The 16,613-nt window shown below is 73.7% G+C and carries 13 protein-coding genes; 8 read left to right on the top strand and 5 right to left on the bottom strand.

All coding sequences use genetic code 11. From position 1 onward, the window contains the following. Positions 1–173: 173 nt before the first annotated feature. Positions 174–671 (bottom strand): hypothetical protein, encoded by a 498-nt coding sequence (locus ACFWUZ_RS30690; RefSeq protein WP_384380139.1) that lies wholly within the window; start codon positions 669–671, stop codon positions 174–176. Between the two features lie 181 nt (positions 672–852). Next, complete coding sequence (locus ACFWUZ_RS30685; RefSeq protein WP_384380136.1) at positions 853–1,344, bottom strand: hypothetical protein; 492 nt, start codon at positions 1,342–1,344, stop codon at positions 853–855. 123 nt (positions 1,345–1,467) lie between these two features. Between ACFWUZ_RS30685 and ACFWUZ_RS30680 the strand changes: the two genes are divergently transcribed. Both ACFWUZ_RS30680 and ACFWUZ_RS30675 read left to right on the top strand, forming a co-directional pair. Continuing rightward, complete coding sequence (locus tag ACFWUZ_RS30680; protein ID WP_384380133.1) at positions 1,468–2,085, top strand: TOPRIM nucleotidyl transferase/hydrolase domain-containing protein; 618 nt, start codon at positions 1,468–1,470, stop codon at positions 2,083–2,085. A 406-nt stretch (positions 2,086–2,491) separates the two neighbouring features. After that, positions 2,492–3,124, top strand: coding sequence for a hypothetical protein (locus ACFWUZ_RS30675; RefSeq protein ID WP_384380129.1), 633 nt, complete (start codon positions 2,492–2,494; stop codon positions 3,122–3,124). A gap of 34 nt (positions 3,125–3,158) precedes the next feature. Here ACFWUZ_RS30675 and ACFWUZ_RS30670 read toward each other — a convergent pair whose 3' ends face one another. After that, positions 3,159–3,740 carry a TetR/AcrR family transcriptional regulator gene (locus tag ACFWUZ_RS30670; protein WP_384380126.1) on the bottom strand — a complete coding sequence of 194 codons (582 nt, stop codon included), beginning with the start codon at positions 3,738–3,740 and terminating at the stop codon, positions 3,159–3,161. Positions 3,741–3,813: 73 nt separating this feature from the next. Between ACFWUZ_RS30670 and ACFWUZ_RS30665 the strand changes: the two genes are divergently transcribed. From ACFWUZ_RS30665 to ACFWUZ_RS30650, 4 genes are all read left to right on the top strand, one after another. Beyond that, positions 3,814–5,724 carry an ABC transporter ATP-binding protein gene (locus ACFWUZ_RS30665; protein ID WP_384380123.1) on the top strand — a complete coding sequence of 637 codons (1,911 nt, stop codon included), beginning with the start codon at positions 3,814–3,816 and terminating at the stop codon, positions 5,722–5,724. Positions 5,725–6,529: 805 nt separating this feature from the next. Next, entirely contained in the window at positions 6,530–6,742 is a 213-nt protein-coding gene (locus ACFWUZ_RS30660; RefSeq protein ID WP_384380120.1) for a hypothetical protein, read from the top strand. A 415-nt stretch (positions 6,743–7,157) separates the two neighbouring features. After that, the gene (locus ACFWUZ_RS30655) at positions 7,158–7,745 is read left to right on the top strand and encodes a TetR/AcrR family transcriptional regulator (protein ID WP_384380117.1); all 588 of its coding nucleotides are present in this window, start codon (positions 7,158–7,160) and stop codon (positions 7,743–7,745) included. Positions 7,746–8,462: 717 nt separating this feature from the next. After that, positions 8,463–9,959 (top strand): SpoIIE family protein phosphatase, encoded by a 1,497-nt coding sequence (locus ACFWUZ_RS30650; RefSeq protein ID WP_384380114.1) that lies wholly within the window; start codon positions 8,463–8,465, stop codon positions 9,957–9,959. Positions 9,960–9,995: 36 nt separating this feature from the next. On the opposite strand, the gene ACFWUZ_RS30645 is transcribed toward ACFWUZ_RS30650, so the two are convergent. Next, positions 9,996–10,469, bottom strand: a complete 474-nt coding sequence (locus ACFWUZ_RS30645; protein WP_384380111.1) for a nuclear transport factor 2 family protein — start codon at positions 10,467–10,469, stop codon at positions 9,996–9,998. A 226-nt stretch (positions 10,470–10,695) separates the two neighbouring features. Here ACFWUZ_RS30645 and ACFWUZ_RS30640 point away from each other — a divergent pair, with 226 nt between their 5' ends. Both ACFWUZ_RS30640 and ACFWUZ_RS30635 read left to right on the top strand, forming a co-directional pair. Further along, complete coding sequence (locus tag ACFWUZ_RS30640) at positions 10,696–12,219, top strand: FAD-binding oxidoreductase (protein WP_384380108.1); 1,524 nt, start codon at positions 10,696–10,698, stop codon at positions 12,217–12,219. 704 nt (positions 12,220–12,923) lie between these two features. Next, positions 12,924–15,050: a PIG-L family deacetylase gene (locus ACFWUZ_RS30635; RefSeq protein WP_384380105.1), complete on the top strand. Its 2,127-nt coding sequence runs from the start codon at positions 12,924–12,926 to the stop codon at positions 15,048–15,050. Positions 15,051–15,065: 15 nt separating this feature from the next. Here ACFWUZ_RS30635 and ACFWUZ_RS30630 read toward each other — a convergent pair whose 3' ends face one another. Continuing rightward, positions 15,066–16,541 (bottom strand): hypothetical protein, encoded by a 1,476-nt coding sequence (locus ACFWUZ_RS30630; RefSeq protein ID WP_384380102.1) that lies wholly within the window; start codon positions 16,539–16,541, stop codon positions 15,066–15,068. Positions 16,542–16,613 lie beyond the last annotated feature (72 nt).

Genomic DNA, 16,613 nt, shown 5'->3' with positions numbered 1-16,613 from the left:
CCCCCGTCGTCGGACCCCCACCTCAGGGCGCGAGACCGCGCCCTGAGGTCTGCGTGGGGGCACGAGCGCTCACCGGATGATGCAGATGACCTCGTACGTCTCCGGCCCGGCGTAGGCCGGGCCGCCGTTGGCGTCGGGTCTCCGCCTCGCGCCCTGTACACGGTTCGGTTCCGTCAGGTGCCCGCCGCACGGCGTTTCAGTGGGGTGCCGCACCGGCTGCAGTACTGGGCGTCGGCCTCGATGGCGTGACGGTGGCACCGGGTGCAGACGAGGTGCACGTCGCACTCCGGGCGAGGGCCTGCGGATCGTGGGCGTCGGCCGATGGCCAGGCCGGCTCGTCTGCGGTGCGCGGTGAGGAAGGTCAGGCCTTGCGGGCCGGCCAGGAGGGCCCGGGCCGCGCCGCGGGGCAGGAAGGTGAGGGAGCCGGTACCGACCGCGCGCACGGCGCCGTCGAGGGTGAGGGAACCGTCGCCGGCGACGACGAGGAGCAGCACGTCGACGTCGGCCTCCGTGTGTGCGGCGACCTCCGCGCCGGGCAGGAGCCGGACGAGGTTGGCGTCGAGCTGCCTGTCGGCGTCGCGCAGCCGCCACAGGGCGCCGCTCTGATCCTCCCCGGCGGCCGCGACCAGGTCGGCGACGGTGGTCCCCTCGGCGTCCGGTTCGGCTGTCATCGGCATCTCCCCCCGCATGCGGCCGGTGTCCCGGCACTGCATGATCTCGCACCGCCGGGTGATCAGCACGAACTACCCCGTCCATGGCCGGGCATCCCCATTGTCCGTCACACGGCCCCGTTCGCCGCCCTGCTGCCGACCGGGCGTCCCGGACCGGTCAGGCCTCCGGAGCGGGCGGGCCTCACCACATCAGGGTCAGCGAGCCCCCGACCGGGAGCGCGTGCCAGCGGGGGGCGTAGTCGTCGAAGCGGGACACGATCCGGTCGACGACCGCGGGGATCTCGCCCGTTGCCGTCACATAGGCCGGCAGTTCCTGCGCGTGGCCGTGCCGGACCTCCCACACGGGTACGGCGATGCCCGCCAGTTGCTCGGACCGGGCCATGTCGGCCTGTGCCCGGGGGGACGGGGCTGTCGGCTTCGACTTGCGGCGCCGTGCGGCCTTGGCGCGTTCCGCCGGGTCGGCCGGCCAGAACAGGCCGTTGTCGCCCGCGGCCAGGCGCCCGTAGACGCCCAGCTCGATGCCCGCCTCGGCCTCGACCAGGAAGTGCACCAGGTCGTGCGGCAGATACGGGTGCCCGCCGGGTCCGTTGCGCGGGGCGAGCACGGGCCCCTTCTCGCGGCTCACCGCGATCTCGTAGCTCGTACGGGGGCCCTTCGTGAAAACGACGCGCATGCCCGGAACGGTAGGAGACGGTGACGGCCGGACGCACCTGGTTTTCCCGTCGGACGCCCGGTGACCGAGCAGGGCCGTCGAACAGTGCGTGCTGTGCCGCTCGGTGGAGTGCAGACTCGCTCCATGACGGACATGCGCGCATTCCGGGAGGCGGTCACCCACTGGGCGGCCGGCGGTCCCGGCGCCCCGGCGAGTGATCTCGCCGTACGGCTGGGACTGCGGACGGCGGTGCTCCTGGAAGGACCGAGCGACCTCGCGGCTGTGGAGGCGCTCGCCGCACGGCATGGCCGGGACCTGGCTGCCGAAGGGGTGTGCGTCGTGTCGATGGGCGGGGCGATGAGTATCGGCCGTTACGCCGGCCTCCTCGGTCCGCCAGGTCTCGGCCTGAACCTGAGGGGGCTGTGCGACGAGGGCGAGCGGGGCTTCTACGACCGCGGCCTGCAGCGGGCCCGGGCACCTCACCGGGGGTTCTTCGTGTGCGTGGCGGACCTGGAGGACGAACTCATCCGGGCGCTGGGCCCGGCCCGCGTCGAGGAGATCGTCCGGGCCGACGAGGACCTGCGGGCCTGGGAGACCTTCCTGCACCAGCCCGCACACCACGGCCGGCCCCGCCAGCAGCAGTTGCGGCGCTTCCTCGGGACGAAGAAGGGCCGCAAGATCCGTTACGGCCGTCTCCTGGTGGAGGCCCTCGGCCCCGGGCAGGTACCGGCCCCGCTCGACGGCCTCTTCACGAGCCTGTGACCGACTGCCGGCTGTTCACGCAGCCGGGCATGAGGCTGTTCATGCAAATGCCCTTGCCGCGTCCTGGTCTCGGCGGAGAGCTGGGTGAAGCCGGTCAGCGCCGCACGCAGGCTGGAGTCGACCGGGATGATCCCCATCGGCTCGAGCGCCGTGCAGGACGAGAGATCGAGCATCACCGCCGGTGCCGTCGCCACCCGTGTTCCTGCCACCGCCGGACGCGTCATACGGGTGCGGTGGTCAGGCGCGAGCCGCCGGAGTCCCGGGGAACCATTTCCGTCACGGGCGCGTGCTCACAGGGGGACGGGCGCGGTCTCCCGCACTTCCGGCGGGGGCGTGCCGCTCCCGTGGACGATTTCTGCCCCGCCGCCGCAGCTGTCGCGGCCCTGACCGAAACCGGAGCCTGCCGATGCCGGCCGATGAGTACGGGTACCCGGTGCTGCCGGGCACCGCCCTGGACACCCCTGGAGTCGCGGAGGTGCTGCGGCGCCGGGAACGGGGGCTGCGGCGGGGGTGGTGGGCCGTCGCCTCCGAGGCGGCGGTGCTGGTGGCGGTGGTCGCGACGGCCGGGCCGGGGTCGGCGTACGCGGTGGGGGCGGCCGTGATGCTGGTGCCCCTGCTCGGGGCGACCGTCGGCCTGACCTTGCTGTGGCGCCGGGCCCGGCGCCGGGAGCGCCTGGTGCTGGCCACGTACGGCTGGCAGGTGTGGCCCTGTGCCGCTCGCGAGGTGCGGGTGGTGGCGGCGGAGGGCGACCGTGCGGGTGGTCGGCGGTGGGCCGCCGACGGCCGGGTGGTCCTGCTCGGCCCCGACGGACAGAGCCAGTGCTCGTTCCCGCCGCCGGGTGAGGGCTGGGACGGCCCGGAACGCAAGCCGGTCGACAGGGAGGTGTGGTTCGCCGGGGACACCCGGTTCGGTGGCGTACTGGCCGTTCCGGGCGGGCTGCCGTTCCGCTACGTCACGCGCGAGAAGCCGGGCCGTCGGCAGGGTTCGGCCGCCGAGGACGCACTGGCCCGCCGCGCGGGCCTGCTGCGGCGGGGCTGAACTCCACCTGAACTCCTCGCCGTCGTCGCGCGGGTCAGCCGGCCGCCGTTGCCTTGCGCAGGGTGTGCAGGCACAAGGAGATGGCCGTATGGCGGGGGGTGCCGTAGTCGCGTGCTTGCATCCAGGCCGCGTACAGCAGCGACCACAGTACGTTCTGCAGCCAGTCGGCGTCCGCCTCGGTGTCGACCGTGCCCTCGGCCTGTCCGCGTTCGATGAGCCGGATCAGCGTGCGGTCGGCGTCGGTCTCCTCCTCGAAGCCGGCCCAGGTCATGAACTGCGGCACGTCGAAGAGGAGCATGAGCCGGTCCCCCAGCTCGAAGTACTCCAGGCAGAGCCGCTCCAGCGCCTTCGGGGCCGGGCCGTCGTCCACCCGTGCGCGTACGGTCGCCTCTTCCAGCCGCTCCCGTACGTCCGCCCCCAACGCCGCCACCAGGTCGGACCGTTCGGGGAAGTAGCGGTGGACGGTGGTCCGCCCGACGCCGGCGGCCTCGGCGACGTCCGCGAGGGACGCGCCGTGGTTGCCCGAGAGGACGCTGACGGCGGCGTCGAGGATCGAGCGCCGGGTGCGCATGCGCGTGGCGCTCTCGGTGGACGTAGCGGTGTGGTCGGGCCCCATGGGCGTACGGTAGCGCGGCACCCGCTGTGAAACACATTTGACCGTAATGGAACAGCGATGTTCCATTTCTGGCATGGCTGACCCGACATCCACCTCTCCGACCGACCCCGACCGTCCCCGTTCCCCTGCCGGAGGCACCGCGCCCCGGCTCCGCATCCTGTGGTCGTTCGCCCGGCCGCACCGGCGCACCCTGGCCATGGGACTGGTCCTGGCCCTGGCCGGCTCGGCCCTCGGCCTGGCCACGCCCATGATCACCAAATGGGTCCTGGACGCACTCGGCGACTCCGGGTCCCTGTCCGGCCCCGTGACCGCCCTGCTCGTACTCCTCGTCGTGGGCGCCGCCGTGTCGTACCGGCAGTGGTGCATGCTCGGCGCACTGGGCGAGCGGATCGTGCTGGAGGCCCGCGAGTCGATGGTGCGGCGCTTCCTGGGCGCCACCGTGCCCGCACTCAACCGGCGCCCGACCGGTGAACTCGTCACGCGGGTCACCTCCGACACCGTCCTGCTCCGCGAGGCCACTGCCCAGTCGTTCGTCGGTCTGGTCAACGGCGCCGTGATGCTGGTGGGGAGCCTGGTCCTGATGGGCGTACTGGACCTGGTGCTGCTCGGTACGACCATGGCAGCCGTGGCCGTGACCGGCATGCTCTTCGCGCTCCTCATGCCCGGGATCGGCAAGGCGCAGCAGCGGTCCCAGGAGCACATCGGACGGCTCGGCGGTGTCCTGGAGGGCACGCTGCGCGCGATCCGCACCGTGAAGGTGAGCCGCGCCGAGGAGCGGGCCGCCGAGCGGATCATGGCGGACGCGCGGTCGTCGGCGGAGTACGGGATCCGCGCGGTCCGCCAGGAGGCCCTGGCCTGGACGGTCGCCGGCTCCGGCATCCACCTGGCCGTCATCGCGATCCTCGGTGTCGGGGCCTGGCGGGTGGGTGAGGGGCAGTTGGAGGTGTCCGGCCTGATCGCCTTCCTGCTGTACGCGTTCACGCTGATGGAGCCGGTCACCGAACTGAGCCAGAACCTCACCACCCTCCAGGGCGGGATGGCCGCGGCCGAACGCATCCGGCAGACCGCGGACCTGACGGCGGAGGACGCGGCGCCTCCGCCGGCCGCCACGGAGGCGGACCCGCCCGTGGTCGGCGACCCGGCGCAGGTGCCGGTGCTCGAACTGCGCGGCGTCAGCGCCGCGTACGGCCCCGATGCCGCTCCCGCCGTCACGGGCGTGGGGCTGGCCATCCCGCGGCTCGGGCACACCGCGATCGTCGGGCCCTCGGGAGCCGGCAAGACGACCCTGTTCTCGCTCGTGCTGCGCTTCCTGGAGCCGGTCCAGGGTGAAGTGCTCCTGAACGGGCGGCCGTACGGCGAGTACAGCCACTCCGAGGTACGGGCCAGGCTGGCGTACGTCGAGCAGGACACCCCCGTCGTGCCCGGCACCCTCCGCGACAACCTGGTGCTCGCCCGGCCGGAGGCCACCGAGGAGGAGCTCCGCCAGGTGCTGGAGGACGTACGGCTGACGGAGAAGGTCGACGCGCTCGACGAGGGTCTGGACACCCCGCTGTCGTCTGCGCAGGTGTCGGGCGGCGAACGTCAGCGCATCGCCCTCGCGCGCGCCCTGCTGCGCACCCCGGACGTGCTGCTCCTGGACGAGGCGACGGCCCAGCTGGACGGCCTTACCGAGGCGGCCGTCCAGGACTGCATCCGCAGCCGCGCCGCGACCGGCGCCGTGGTGACCATCGCGCACCGCCTGTCGACGGTGGTCGACGCGGACGCGATCGTCGTCATGGAGGCGGGCCGGATCCGCGCCCGCGGCACCCACCAGGAACTACTGAGGACCGACCCGCTCTACCGCGAACTGGTGGCGGCCCTGAGGCTGGCCACCACCGGCGCTGCCCCGGGCACGGGCACTGACCCTGCCGCTCCCGCGCACGCCGTGCCGGCCGCGGCCACCGGGGCGGCGGCGCCGGTGCCGTCGAAGCGGTCCGCGACGTAGGCGGCGCCCGGGCTCCGGCCGCCGGTTCAGGGTGCGTCGGCGAGGACGCGTCGGACCTCGGCAGCCGGTTCGCCGTGCGCGCCCGCGGTGGGCCCGGTCGCCGATCCGGCTCCGGGCGGTGCGTTCGACGTCGTCGCGTAGGGCGGTCGACTCCGGGGTGCCGCGCTGCGGGTGTCCCACGGTCCGCCCGTGGGCGGAGGCCGCCGCGCCAGCTCCGTGGTGCGGCCCACGAGGCGCTGTCCTGCGGCGGGACGGATCGGCGCAGGCCCGGATGGTGCCGTTGCCCGGCGAGGGCCCGCCCTCGCGGCTGCGCGCGGGGTCGAGGCGCGCGTTCCTGTGCTGCTGGACGCACGCAGGCCCGCCTGAGCATCCGTACGCCGACGGGCGGCAGTCCGGCCACGCGGCTGTCCGGGCTTCCGGCTCGGAGGAATCCCCGGAGGGCCATGGAGACCCGGAGGCCGGAGGCCGGGGCGGGCACCGACGGCTGGAGGCCAGGCGCGGGGGCCGAGCGCCGGGGGCCGGCGCCGGAGGCTGGAAGCCAGGGCCGCCGGGCGCCGGAAGCCGGGGGCCGGGGCGGGCACCGACGGCTGGAGGCGGGGAGCCGGGGCCAGGCGCCGGGCACCGGGGCCGGGCATCGGAAGCCGGGAGCCGGGGGCCGGGAGTCCGGCGCCGGAAGCCGCAGCGGCATAAGGGTGGCGGGGAGCCGTGTCGGGGCGCCGGCGTCGGCCGGGTTCGCCATGCTGGGCCGGGCACGGCATCGCAATCGCTGCCACCCCTCCCCCCCCCCGGCGACAAGGAGTACGGCATGCCGACGGACGCGCTCGGACGTTTTCTCGCGGCCCTTGACCCCCACCACCGGGAGGCCGTCGCCGACAGACCGGCCGAGGAGCAGGAGCGCCTCGCGGCCGCCTGGGAGCGGGAGCTGGAGTCGGACGACGAACTCGACACCCTGGATGAGCTGTCGCCGCGCGCGGCCGAGGCCGAGGCCGCCCGGCGCGTCATGGCCCGCGACGTCTGACCCCCCGGCGGGCGAGGCTCTCCGCACCGGGCAGGCGGCAGCTCCTTCCGGCGGCTCAACGGCACGCTCGACCCCGCGACACCACGCAACCCGGGCCGCAGCGCGGGAGTGGCTGCCGGGCCGCCGCCCGGCCGTCCCTGCGGAGCGGAGCGCGGGAGGTGGACCCGTTCCGCCGGATCCCGAGCCCCCCACCCCCGTGGGGGGACTCCGATCCAGCCCGGGCATCCCGTACTCCGCGCCGGAGGTGACCCCCGTGACACGAGGTCACGGGTGAGACGGTCTTCCACCGCGTCACACCGTCCGCACACCCTCCGCGATACGACACGATACGAAGCGTTTCGTTGACGTCAAGATGCCAGGTGGAACCCAGGTTGTCAACACGAGACGTAGCGTTGCGTTGGGGTAGGATCGCCGTATGTCTCCGGATCCGACCCGCCGCAGCGAGAAGGCCCGCCAAGCGATCATCTCGGCCGCTTTCGAGATCTGCGCCGAGCGCGGATTCATCGCGACCACGATCGAGGCCATCGCCACCAGAGCGGGGGTGGGCAAGACGACGATCTACCGTTGGTGGCCCTCCAAGGCGGCCATCCTCCTCGAGGGCGTGGACATGCACCGGAACGCCTCCGCCGGCTATCCCGACACCGGGGACATCCGGGCCGACCTGGTCACCCAGACCACCAACGTGATGCGGCTCTTCGAAACGGAGTTCGGTGAGATCTGGCGGGGACTGATCGCCGCCGCGCAGACCGAGGAGGTCGCCGCCGAGGGCGTGCGCCGCATCCTGCGTGGGTCCATCGACCAATGCGTCGACCGCCTCGCCAAGGCCCGCGACGCCGGCCAGATCCGTCCCGACCTGGACCTGGAGCTGGCCGTGGAGCTCATCTACGGCCCGATCTACCACACCTGGCTGCTGCGCACCCGGCCCGTCCCGCCGGCCTTCATGCAGAGCGTCCTCGCCGCGCTGATGCCCGCCCTGGAACCCGTCGGCGACTCCACCACCTGACCCCCTGACCCGTCGGGCCGCGCACGTTCCGGCGTCCTGGCGAAGAGCGGTCACCCGGTCGGCGGATCCTTCCCCACCGAGGTGTCAGGGAAGGGGTGGTGCTCGTGCGCGCTCACCCGCCGGCCCCGCACCCTTGCGCAGGCCCACCGTGAGACGCATGCGGTTCGCCGGGTCCCCGGCGGGCTCCTGGGGCCTTCCCCACCGCAGCAGGGCACGGGCCCAGGCCACGCGGCCCCGGCCGTGACGTCCGGCGACACGATCTCGAACGAGGCGCCCTGCGCCTGCCCCGCCAAGAAGGGCGGCCGCGCATCCCGGGAGGCGCGGAGCCCGCGGACGCCTCCCTTCGGCGGTGGCACGCCGCACATCACCACGTCGTCGGCGTGCTCCACCAGGACACCGTCCAGGTCGGCCGCCTGGACCGCAGCGGGCCGGACGGTGCCGGATGACGGCTGCGTTCCCCGGCCACCCCGGCCCCTGGGGGCGCCCGCTCGCGCGCGGGTACGGCGTGGCACCGGGCCGGACGGATCTTTTCGCCCGGTCGGCGGCGTGATCGGGCATCCGGACAGCATGGCGTGACCCGGGTGTCCGGACAGCATGGCGTGCGTGGGGGGCCGGCGGCGGGGGACCATGGACTCGGGTGGCACCACCCGTACCCGCACACGCTTCGGCCCGGCAGAGGACAGCAGCTCCCGGCCGGCCGGAAGGAGAGCCCGGACGATGAACGCAGCCGAGCCCCTGCGGAACGGTCGCGGCACGGCGCGGCCCGCTCCGTCGGGACCGGGCGGCTTGCTCGACGTACTGAACGTGGCTGCCGTCCTCCTCGACGCCGAGGGCAGGATCGACCTCTGGAGCCCCCAGGCCGAGAAGCTGTTCGGGTACAGCGCCCAGGAGGCCCTCGGCGCCTTCGCGGGACAGCTGCTGGTGCAGGAGGACTACCTGGAGCTCGTTCTCAACATGTTCGCCCAGGTCATGGACGACGGCGGCAGCTGGGCCGGGGTCTTCCCCGTCCGGCACAAGGACGGCACCACGCGGATGGTGGAGTTCCGCAACATGCGGCTGCAGGACAGTGCGCGGGAGTACTGGGCCCTGGGGCTGGCCACGGAGCAGGCGACGCTACGCCAGGTCGAACGGGAGCTGGCCCTGTCGGCCCGGCTGGTGGCCCAGTCCCCGATCGGGCTGGGCGTTCTGGACACCGACCTCCGGTACGTCTCGGTCAACCCGGCGGAGGAACGGATGAACGGCGTACCGGCCGCCGATCACATCGGCCGGCACGTCCATGAGGTGCTGCCCTTCTTGGACCGGTCCTTCGAGGCGGCGATGCGAGAGGTCCTGGCCACCGGCGTCCCCATCGTGGACCAGTACACCGTCGGCCGTACGCCGGCCGACCCCGACAACGAACACGCCTGGTCGATCTCCTTCTACCGGCTGGAGGCGCCCAACGGGAAGGTGCTGGGGGTGGCCACCTCCAGCGTGGACGTCACCGAGCGCCACCGGGCCGTCGAAGAACAGCGCCACACCGCCCTGACCCTCCAGCGCAGTCTGCTGCCGCACCCGCCGCCGCGCCGGCCCGGCCTCGAGGTCGTCACGCGCTACCGTCCCGCCCAGGCCGCCATGGAGATCGGCGGCGACTGGTTCGACGTCATCCCCCTGAGCGGTGACAAGACCGCCCTCGTCGTCGGCGACGTCATGGGCAGCGGGGTCGGCGCCGCGGCCAGCATGGGCCAGCTGCGCACCGCCACCCGGACACTGGCCGATCTGGATCTCAACCCCGCCCAGGTGCTGTACCACCTCGACCACGTCACCGACGGGCTCAACACCATCGCGACCTGCGTGTACGCGGTGTACGACCCCCACCAGGGGCAGTGCCACATCTCCCTCGCCGGACACCTGCCGCCCGTCCTCCTCCACCCGGACGGGACGCGGGAGCTTCTCGACCTGCCGTCCGGCGCCCCCCTGGGCGGTTGCGGAGTCGCCTTCAGCACCACCCTCGTCGACATCGAGCCGGGCGCCCAGCTCGTCCTGTACACCGACGGGCTGGTCGAGACCCGCGACCAGGCGATCGACGAACGGCTGGAAGCTCTGCTCGACGTCCTCGACGACCCGCACCGCGCGCTGGACATCACCTGTGACCTGCTCCTGCGCCGGCTGCGGCACCCGGGCGACCACGACGACGTCGCCCTGCTCATCGCCCGTGCCACGCCCGCCACGCAATAGCGCACCGGGTCGCCTCCCGCGCCTCCCGGAGCGCCTTCAGCTCGCACCCGGCGCGGGCGGGGTGGCGGGCGGAGCCGGTGACGCTTCGGGCGGAGCCGCCGGGGCCGCCGCGGTGATGTGGCTCAGCACGCACAGCCAGCCGCCCTCACGCCGTACGAAGACGTCGGTCGTCCATTCCTCGGCGTCGAACCGCCGGCCCCCGTAGTGGGCCGTGTTCGTCGCCCGCGCCGTGAACACGGCGGTGTCACCGTGCAGGCGGATCCTCGGCGGGCTGACGAACTCCATCGCCGAGTGGGTCAGCTCGCCGGACGCGACGAAGGCCAGGAACTGCTCCTTCGTGGAGATGCCCGACGCGGAGACGATGACCCAGTCGTCCGCCATGAACCCGGCCATCCGCTCCGCGTCGTTGGAGACGATCGCGGTCGCCCACGCCTCGGCGGCAGCGGTGAGCCGTTCGTGGTCGGCGTCGGACCCGGCCTGCTCCGGGGGTGGATCGACACGATGGCCCATGTTTCGAGCGTAGCCGGGACCGGGCGCCGCGGTCGGCCGACTGCGCGCCGGGCACAGCACCGGTGCGCGCGCCCGTGGTGACGGACTACGCACCGGTTCTGCCCGTTCCTGCGGCTCCCTCGCGGATGCTGCATCTGTTCGAAGTCCTCGTCCCGGACGCGGCCCTTGCGCCGGCGCCGGAACGCCCTGTGTCCTGCATGCCAGGACGGAACGGAGTGTGGTCCACGTGATCAGCAGGCGCTCGCTCATCCGTGCCGGAGCCAGTGTCGGCGCGGCTGCCGCCCTGACCACGGGCGGCGGCCTGATGCTGGCGCACGCCGCCGGCCCCACCGTCCCCTGGAGCAGGCTGCAGCGCCGGCTCTCCGGCCGCCTGGTCCTTCCCGCCGACCCCACGTACGAGACGGCCAAGCAGCTGCAGCTGGCGCAGTTCGACGCGATCCATCCGCAGGCCATCGCCTACTGCACCAGCGAGGCCGACGTGGCGGCGTGCATCCGCTTCGCCCAGGACCACGCCCTCGCTCCCGCGGTGCGCAGCGGCGGCCACAGCGCGGCCGGCTACTCGACCACGCCGGGGCTGGTCATCGACGTGTCCCGGCTCAACAGCGTCCGGCCGGGCGACACCGTCCACCTCGGTCCCGGCAGCCAGGGCGTGGACGTGCTCAACACCCTGTCCCCGTACGGCATCCAGGTCGCCTCGGGCACGTGTCCGACCGTCGCGGTCGGCGGCTGGCTGCAGGGCGGCGGGCTCGGTTTCCCCTCCCGCAAGTTCGGCATGGGCTCCGACCGGCTGGTGTCGGCCCGGGTCGTCCTGGCCTGCGGTACGACCGTCCGCGCGGCGCAGGACGAGCACCCCGACCTGTACTGGGCGCTGCGCGGGGGCGGCGGCGGTAACTTCGGCGTCGTCACCGACTTCGAGGTGCGGCCGGTCCAAATACCCTCGCTGACCACGTACAACCTCAACTTCCGCTGGTCGGACGCCGTCACGCTGATCCTGGCCTGGCAGGACTGGATCGCCGACGCACCACGGGAGCTGTCCTCGGAGCTGCTGTTCCTGCTCCCGACCGACGCGCCCCAGGGCACCGAGCCGAACGTCGTCCTCATGGGCGGCTACGCCGGGGCCAAGGCCGATGCCGACCGTACGCTCGACCGGCTGGTCGCGGCGGCGGGCATCGCCACCACCTCGCGGCAGGTCGTGGAACTCCCCTACCAGCAGGCGATGATGAACATCTTCGGCTGCGGGGACAAGACGGTCACCCAGTGCCACCGGATCGGCTACTCGCCCGACGCGCAGCTGCCCCGCGACAACTACGCGACCGGGCGCAACCAGTTCTTCGCCCAGAAGTGGACCCGTACCGCGGCGGAGAAGGCCCTCGGCTCCTTCACGGCCGACTTCCGGCCCGGCCAGTTCCGCTTCCTGGGGCTCTTCGCGTACGGCGGCCAGATCAACGAGGTCGCGCCGACGGCCACGGCCTTCGTCCACCGCGAGTCCCTCTTCAACGCGGGGTACTCGGTGGGTCTGACCCGCCCGGACGCGGGCCAGGAGGACAAGGACCGCGGGCAGGCGTGGGTGGACGGCGCCTTCACGGCGATGGACTCCTACTCGATGCAGCGGTCCTACCAGAACTACATGGACCCCGCTCTGACGAACTGGCGGCAGGCGTACTACGGGCAGAACTACGCGCGGCTGCGGTCGGTGAAGCGCGCGTACGACCCGGACCGCTTCTTCCGTTTCGCCCAGGGCATCGACTGAGGGGGCTCAGAGGGCAGGGCGCCCCGTCCGGCCGGAAGCCGGCGGGGCGTCCTGCCCTGACCGCGGCGCGCTCTACCGCGTCGCGGTGAAGAAGCCCGTCGGCACAGGTGCGAGGGCAGCGGTGTGCGGCTCCGGTCGACGACGAGATCCGCGCCGGGCCCGCGTGGCCGTGCCGCTCGGCGCGGAAATACACCGCGGTGGGCCGTGCGGACGGACAAGATCAGGTGACGGCGTGCCGGTCGAACCACCGCACGGCCACCTGCCCCCGTGGTCGTGTCACTCGTCACACGGACCTGCGCAGGGACGACCCCATGGACACGACCGGCGCTGTCCGCCGACCGGTCTTGCGCTCACGCACCGCCGAACCGGCCGGACCTGGCCTTTCCGCGCCGGCGCCGGCGTCCGGCCGAGGGCAGCGAGCGAGAAATTCACCCGGTCGCGCCTGAAGCCGGACTGCCGCGCGACGAGATGCACGTCACGTCTCCCCCTCTCCCGCACGCCACCCAAGCAACAAAAAAATGGGACAAGTCACCCATACAACGCATTCAACTCGGTTTGCATCCATATACCACTTGAGGGTGTGTCAGTCGAAAACGTGCGATGCATAATCGGGCCCGGTCGTCTCCGGAAGTGGTGGAGCCATCGGGGCACCGACACCCCCCACGGCGGAGTTCCGCACCGGACCGATCCTCAAGGCGTTGCAGATGTCCCTGGCCAGCCGCACCCACATAGCGGCCCTGCTCGCCGCGCTCACCGTCGGCGCCGCCGGGGTGACCACCTGGGCCTTCGGGCACGGCAACGCGCCCGAACCGGCTGCCCCCGAGGCGGGCCCGCGGCCGAGTGTGACGGAGGGCACGGTCCTCCAGGTCGTCGCGCATCCCGACGACGACCTCTTCTTCATGAACCCCGACGTGAGCCGCTCCATAGCCTCGGGCGTCGAGGTCGCCACCGTCTACCTGACCTCCGGCGAGTCCGACGGCAGGAACGAGGCCCACAGCCCGCACCTGAGGGACCCCGCCCGTCCCGCGGACCACGCCGCCTACGCGGAGGCCCGACAGAACGGCATACGGGCCGCCTACGCGCAGATGGCCACCGGCGACCGCGCCAGCGCCTGGCAGCGCACCTCCCTGCCCACGGCCGGCGGGGGCAGCGCCGAGGTGGACGTCCTCACCGCCAGGCCCGAGGTCAGCCTGGTGTGGATGCAGCTGCGCGAGGCCCGCAGCATCTCCGGCGACAATCCGGACAGCCTGCGCGGCCTGTGGGACGGCAGGGTCGGCGCCCTGGGCGCGCAGCTGGCCTCCGGCACACCGGTCAGGACCTCGTTCTCCTACACCAAGGAGCAGGCGGTGGAGGCCATAGCCGGCGTCTTCGCGCGGTACCGGCCCACCACGATACGGACGCAGGACCCCACGCCCGGACGGTCGCAGGGCGGCGGCGCCTTCCACGACCACCAGGACCACATGTACGGGGCCCGTTTCGTGCAGGCCGCGGCCGACCGCTACGCGAAGTCCCCGGACCGGCCGCACTTCTCGGTCCAGAACTACGTGAGCTACCCCAACAGCGCGCTTCCCCCGACCCTCGACCCGCAGGCGGCCGAGGAGAAGCTCGGCTACCTCAAGACCTACGCCTGGACGGACCACCAGGACTGGTGCGGCAGCCCGGCCGGCTGCGGCGACCGCAAGACCGCGACCCGGCCCACCGGCGCCGGATGGAACCAGACCATCCGCTACAGCCGGGGCGAGGGCACCTCCTGGATGACCGAGGGCGCATCGGGCCGGCTGTGGGCCTTCGCCGTCCTGGACGGCCGGATGGCGTACTGGTCACGCGGCGGCCCCCAGGCCTCCTGGCAGGGTCCCCGGTTCCTCCCCGGCACCGGGATCGACGCGGGCGCGACGGCGGCCCGGCTCCCCGACGGCAGGATCGCGGTCCTCGGCACCCGCACCACCCTGGGCAACACGGCCGCGGAGTACGGGCGCGAGCTGGTGTACGCCGTCCAGGCCGCGCCCGGCGGTGACTTCACCCCGTGGCAGTCGCTGGGCACCCCGGACACAGCCGACATATCCGGCACTTCGGCGCTCAGTGCTCCCTCCGTCGCCGTCGACCGCACGGGCCGGATGACCGTGTACGTACGCGATTCCGGCCGCACCCTGCGCGCCCGCGCGCAGGCGGCGCCGGACGGCCCCTTCGGTGGGTGGCAGGCCCTGGGCGGCGGCGCTCTGCAGGGCGATCCCGTCACCGCGACCGACGCGGCGGGTCGCCGCCACGTGTACGCGGCCACGGCCCGGACCGTCCTGGCCTGGGTGCAGCCCGCGCCGGACGCCGCGTTCACCGGGCCCTTCCCGACCGGGCTGCCGGCGACCACCGGTCCGCTCACGGCCAGCCCGCGGGGCGACGGCGTCCGCCTGTACTTCCGGCACCCCGGCACGGGGACCGTCGGTACCAGTCTGGCCATCGCGGACGGGCCCGCGCCCGTCTTCTCCCCGGTCACCGAGGCAGGCGGTGAGGGTGGCTACGGATCCGTCGGCGTGGCGGGCGACGTGCTCGCAGGCCGGGCGCGCGGGGGCACGGTCGGCGTGTCGGCCCCGGACCGTACGCCGACCTGGTACGCGTCCCGGATGCTCTACACGGGCGCCCCGGCAGCCGTCGCCGAGCCGGACGGTACGGCCGTCGCGGCGACGCTCGGCCTGGACGCCGGTCTGCACGTCACGACGGCTCCCCCGGCCGGATCAGAGCCGCTCGGCAGCCTCCCGCCCTCCTCCCCCTGGCACCCGGCGGTTCCGCCCTCGACGCTCGCCCAGGCCGGGCGCGCCGGCTCCGACGGGCAGCGCTGACCGGTAGGACCATCCCTAAGGCCGCAGGGGCGGGGTGGGGAGCGCCGTGCCGTCGAGCGCCACGAGGGCCAGGACGACGATCGAGCCCGTCCAGGCGAGGGGTGCCACGGAGGACGGCCTGCCCTGCCCGTCCACCTTCTCCGGCAGCTCGCCGAGCGGGTTCCTCTTGGCAAGGATCCAGTCGAGGACGGGTCCGGCCTTCTCAGGCCTCCCCGTCGCGGCCCACGCGAGCGCGAAGAACCCCGTACTGGGCGTCCAGGCGTTTGCGCCCCAGGGCGCCGCGGGGTCGTTGCCGGGCGTCAGGCCCCCGTTGGGCAGGAGCAGCGCCCGGTACGTGGCGTCCAATGCGGCGGGCAGGCCGGCGGGGGCCGCGTTGAAGGGGGGCGCCATGAACGCCAGCGCGCTGTCGTGCCCGTGCCGTCCGTCGACGGTGCGCTGGTAGCCGAGGGGTGCGAACCGTGCGGAGATCCCGGAGGAGAGCCGGCCGGCGGCCCGTGCCCAGCGCGCTGTGTCGGCCGGCAGGTCCAGCTCCCGGGCCAGGTCCGCGGCGGCGTTGAGGCCGGCGAGCAGCGGCGCGGCCGTGCCGATGTTCGTGCTGGTCGTCATCAGCTCCCAGTAGTCGGGGGAGGCGGGGGGCAGCCCGTCCTTGCGCAGGGTGCCGGCCGCGTGGTCGGCCGCTTTGCGGACCATCGGGTAGAGGGTGGCCAGCCGGGCCCGGCGGGCGGCCCGAGGGGCCGTCCGGTACCACTGCCAGGTGGCCCAGGGGACCCAGCCGTTGGCGTCGAGCTGCCACCGCCTGCCGTCGGGCCGGCCTGATCCGTCGAGCTTCGTCCGTGCCTCCCAGGTGCCGTCCTCGCGCTGGGTCGCGGCACTGTGGCGCAGGATCCGGTAGGCCTCGGCGTCGTGGCCGGTGTGCGCGAAGGCGGCGGAGGCGAAGCTGGAGTCGCGGGGCCAGGAGTACGTCCAGCCGGGACTGGCGCCCGCCGCCATGGCGCCGTTCGGCCGGAGCAGGGCGCGCATGGACAGCAGGGCCCGCTCGGCCGCGGTGCGTTGCGCGGGCGTCCTGCCCGGGACCCGGCCCGAGGCCAGCCAGGCGCGGCTCTGCGCGATCTGCTGCCGGGCCGGCGGGTGGCCGGAGGTGACCACGGCCGGCGCCGTCCCCGCTTCGGGCAGGTACATCCACCGGCCGGACTCCAGCCGCAGGACGTGGCTCCCCTCGACGTACCGCGCACCCCTGGCGACGGACGGCGGAACGCCTTCGACGGCGGTGGAGTTGGCCAGGAGGCCGACGGTGGGGGCGGCGACCATCGACCGGGGCGCGTAACTGCCCTCGGCCTCACCACGGCTCTGGTGGCCCAGGGGCCGGACGAGCGCCGGACGACCCGCTCCCGCGTCCCGCCCGGCACGGTGGTCCGTCGTGCCCACCGGAACGGCGACGCCGGCCAGGGCCATCGTGACGGCCGCCCAACGGGTGAGCAGGAGACGGGGCATCGTCACTCCCTCCGCGGGCCGCGGAGGGACCCGGATCCCCATCCTGGTCGAGCTGTACGGGGGCCGCCACGG

Source organism: Streptomyces sp. NPDC058646 (genome assembly GCF_042716875.1).
GTDB lineage: Bacteria > Actinomycetota > Actinomycetes > Streptomycetales > Streptomycetaceae > Streptomyces.
This window is presented reverse-complemented; position numbering and strand designations above follow the sequence as displayed.